We start from the raw sequence: 3,247 nt of genomic DNA on the forward strand, positions 1-3,247 counted from the left end.
TGGCGCCCGAGGAGCCGGCCAGACGGACCGTCGAGGTCGAGGCGTTCTGCTCGTGGTCGGCGTGGAGGATGAAGATCCGGTCGAGCGCTCGCGACAGGACCGGGTTGACCTTGTATTCTTCGCACGGGACGGCGAAGCACATCCGAAGGAAGTTCGAGGTGTAGTCGAGAGAGTTCGTCGGGTAGATGAACGGCTGCCCGATGTGATACTTGTACGCGTAAGCGGCGAGCGTCGGCATCTTGGCGATCATGCGGATCTGCGCGACCATCCGCTGGTTTTCGTCGGTGATGTCCGTCGAGTCGTGATAGAATGCGGACAGCGCGCCGACCGAGGCCACCATGATGGCCATCGGGTGGGCGTCCCGGCGGAAGCCCTGGAAGAAGCGGTTCATCTGGTCATGCACCATGGTGTGGCGCGTGACCCGGTCGACGAAATCGGCCTTCTGAGGGGCGGTCGGCAATTCGCCGTAGAGCAGCAGGTAGCAGGTCTCGAGGAAGTCGCCGTGCTCGGCGAGCTGCTCGATCGGGTAGCCGCGGTAGAGCAGCACGCCCTCGTCACCGTCGATATAGGTGATCTTGGATTCGCAGGCGGCGGTCGATGTGAAGCCCGGATCGTACGTGAACGCACCCGTTTGCGCATAGAGCTTCGAGATGTCGATCACGTCGGGCCCGATCGTTCCCGATTTCACCGGGAACTCCGCGGTCTTGTCGTGCAGGGTCAAGCTGCTGCTCTTGCCGCTCATCGGGCTTGCCTCTCGTGCGTCCGTTATGGCCCGCTCAGGGCAGGGTGGCGTCGGCCGCGCCGCGCGACGGGTGCGGCTCGGGCATTGCCTGTGCGGGTATTTTCCTGAGTTCGGTATCGGATCGACAGGGCGCGTTCAAGCAGCGTTCGGGGTCGTCTCCACGCCCTCAGCGCGAGCCTGCGCCCCGATCCGGGCCATGGACACGTCGCGGCCCAGCACGGCCATGACGTCGAACAGCGGCGGCGAGGTGCCCCGGCCGGTAACGGCGGCCCGCAGCGGCTGTGCCAATTGGCCGAGCTTCACGCCGAGCGCCTCGGCTCCCGCCCGCACGGCCGCCTCGAGCGACGCCGTGTTCCACTCCGGAAGTGCGGCCAAAGCCGGCGTGATCGCGGCCAGCCGGGCCCGGGCCGGGGCGTCCAGGATCGCGGCTGCCTTGGCGTCGAGCGCGAGCGGCGAGGGGGCGTAGAGGTAATAGGCGGCGTCCAGCAGCTCGATCAGCGTCTTGGCGCGCTCCTTCAGGCCGGGGAGCGAGGCGAGCAGCCGGGCGCGCAACTCCGGATCCAAGTGCGGGCCGAGTCCCCGGGCCGGGCCGACATCCGGCAGGATCACTTCGATGGCCTGCAGGACCTGCTCCGCCGGCGTCTCGCGGAGATGATGTCCGTTCAGGTTCTCGAGCTTGGCCGCGTCGAACCGGGCCGGCGAACGGCCGATCTGCGGCAGGTCGAAGGCGGCCACCATCTCGGCGTCCGTGAAGATTTCCTGGTTGCCGTGGCTCCAGCCGAGCCGGACCAGGTAGTTGCGGAGTGCCGACGGCAGGAACCCCATGCTGCGATAGGCATCGATCCCGAGCGCGCCGTGGCGCTTGGAGAGCTTGGCCCCGTCCGGCCCGTGGATGAGCGGAATGTGGGCCATGCCTGGGACGGACCAGCCGAGCGCCTGGTAGATCTGTGTCTGCCGCGCGCCGTTGGTCAGGTGGTCGTCGCCTCGGATGACGTGGGTCACGCCCATGTCGTGGTCGTCGACCACAACGGCGAGCATGTAGGTCGGCGTGCCGTCGGACCGCAGCAGGACGAGGTCGTCGAGGTCCTTGTTCTGCCAGACGACCCGGCCCTGGACCTGGTCCACGATGGCGGTCTCGCCCTCCTGCGGCGCGCGCAGGCGGATCACCGGCTTCACCCCGGCGGGGGCGTCGGCCGGGTCGCGGTCGCGCCAGCGGCCGTCATAGCGGGCAGGACGGCCTTCGCTCCGGGCGCTCTCGCGCATCTCGGCCAGTTCCTCCGGCGAGGCGTAGCAGCGGTAGGCCCCGCCCGAGGCGAGCAGCCCTTCCACCACCTCACGGTGGCGCGCCGCCCGTGAGAACTGGAACACAACGTCCCCATCCCAGTCGAGCCCGAGCCAGGAGAGGCCGTCGAGGATGGCCGCGATGGCGGGCTCGGTCGAGCGCTCCCGATCAGTGTCCTCGATGCGCAGCAGCATGCGGCCGCCGAGGTGGCGCGCGTAGAGCCAGTTGAACAGCGCGGTACGGGCGCCCCCGATATGCAGAAAGCCGGTCGGGGAGGGCGCAAAGCGCGTGACCACGGGGTCGGGCATCAGGTCGGACCGGACAGGAAGGAGGGGCGCCGGGAGCGCGGGGCTCGCAGGCGACGAATGTCGTCCCGTTTAGCATGCGCGGAACAGCGACGTTAAGTCCGCAGCACGACCCAGTGCCGCGGCGCGCGACCGCGCCCGGTCCGGGACCGCGACCGTCCTGGGATCGACCGGCGGGCCCGCTGTTTGATGATCGCTCGACCCGGGGTCGGGGCAGGCTGAGCCCGGCCGGGTCGGTTGCTGCCGTGTGGTCCACGAGGTCGGCCGGGTCTCAATCGACCCGGCGCGGAGCAGCGCGCCGGGTGTGAGGGAAGGGGGGCAGCCTGGATGGCCGGAGAGGGAGACGGAACTGGGGCCGGGGGCCCTTCGCCGGCCCCCGGCCGCGACACCCCTGCTGAAAGGCGGTCGCCCTAGCAGCTGCAGCCGAAATGCTTGGACACTACCCGCTGGCCGGCCACGGAGACGGTCACCTCCACGCCGCACGGGAAGCCGAACTTGGTGCAGATGTCGAGGCAGGCCTGAGCGGCGGTGCCGTTCGGAACCGGGATCGGGATCGGCAGGCAGACGCTGCCAAGGCCGAGCGGAAGGTTCAGGCAGACCTGCCCGTTCTGGACGGTGACGCTGATGCACTGGGCGGCCACCTTCAGGTTGCCGTCGTCGAGGGTCGAGGGCCGATCCGTGCTCTGCACCTGCGCCTGGCTGGCGCGACGTGCCGCATCGAGGGCCTGGTCCACCGAGGCTGAGCTGAAGCTTGCATAAGATTCATCGGGCATGATGACCTCTCCTGGCGTCCGGAACGAACGCAATCACAGGTTGCGTCTACAGCCTCGGCTTTGCAATCTGTCTTCGTCGTATCTACGCTGATGCGCGCTTCAGTTGCGTCGATCGTGTGCCGCCGCGGCTTGTGGGACGGCTCCT

General features: G+C 68.8%; 3 protein-coding genes. All 3 read right to left on the reverse strand.

What is annotated here, in order from left to right:
* On the reverse strand, positions 1-742 hold a 742-nt coding region (locus JWR86_RS10105), incomplete at its 3' end, for a citrate/2-methylcitrate synthase (protein WP_299564509.1).
* A 135-nt stretch (positions 743-877) separates the two neighbouring features.
* The gene (gene gltX, locus JWR86_RS10110) at positions 878-2,332 is read right to left on the reverse strand and encodes a glutamate--tRNA ligase (RefSeq protein ID WP_299564512.1); all 1,455 of its coding nucleotides are present in this window, start codon (positions 2,330-2,332) and stop codon (positions 878-880) included.
* Positions 2,333-2,739: 407 nt separating this feature from the next.
* The gene (locus JWR86_RS10115; RefSeq protein WP_299564515.1) at positions 2,740-3,102 is read right to left on the reverse strand and encodes a hypothetical protein; all 363 of its coding nucleotides are present in this window, start codon (positions 3,100-3,102) and stop codon (positions 2,740-2,742) included.
* Positions 3,103-3,247: the final 145 nt, after the last annotated feature.

It is taken from the genome of Enterovirga sp., from assembly GCF_028290205.1.
GTDB lineage: Bacteria > Pseudomonadota > Alphaproteobacteria > Rhizobiales > Beijerinckiaceae > Enterovirga.

Excerpts from the sequence above, each read along its gene's own strand:
- gltX (WP_299564512.1), bottom strand. The coding sequence starts at position 2,332 with ATGCCCGACCCCGTGGTCACGCGCTTTGCGCCCTCCCCGACCGGCTTT.
- JWR86_RS10115 (WP_299564515.1), bottom strand. The coding sequence starts at position 3,102 with ATGCCCGATGAATCTTATGCAAGCTTCAGCTCAGCCTCGGTGGACCAG.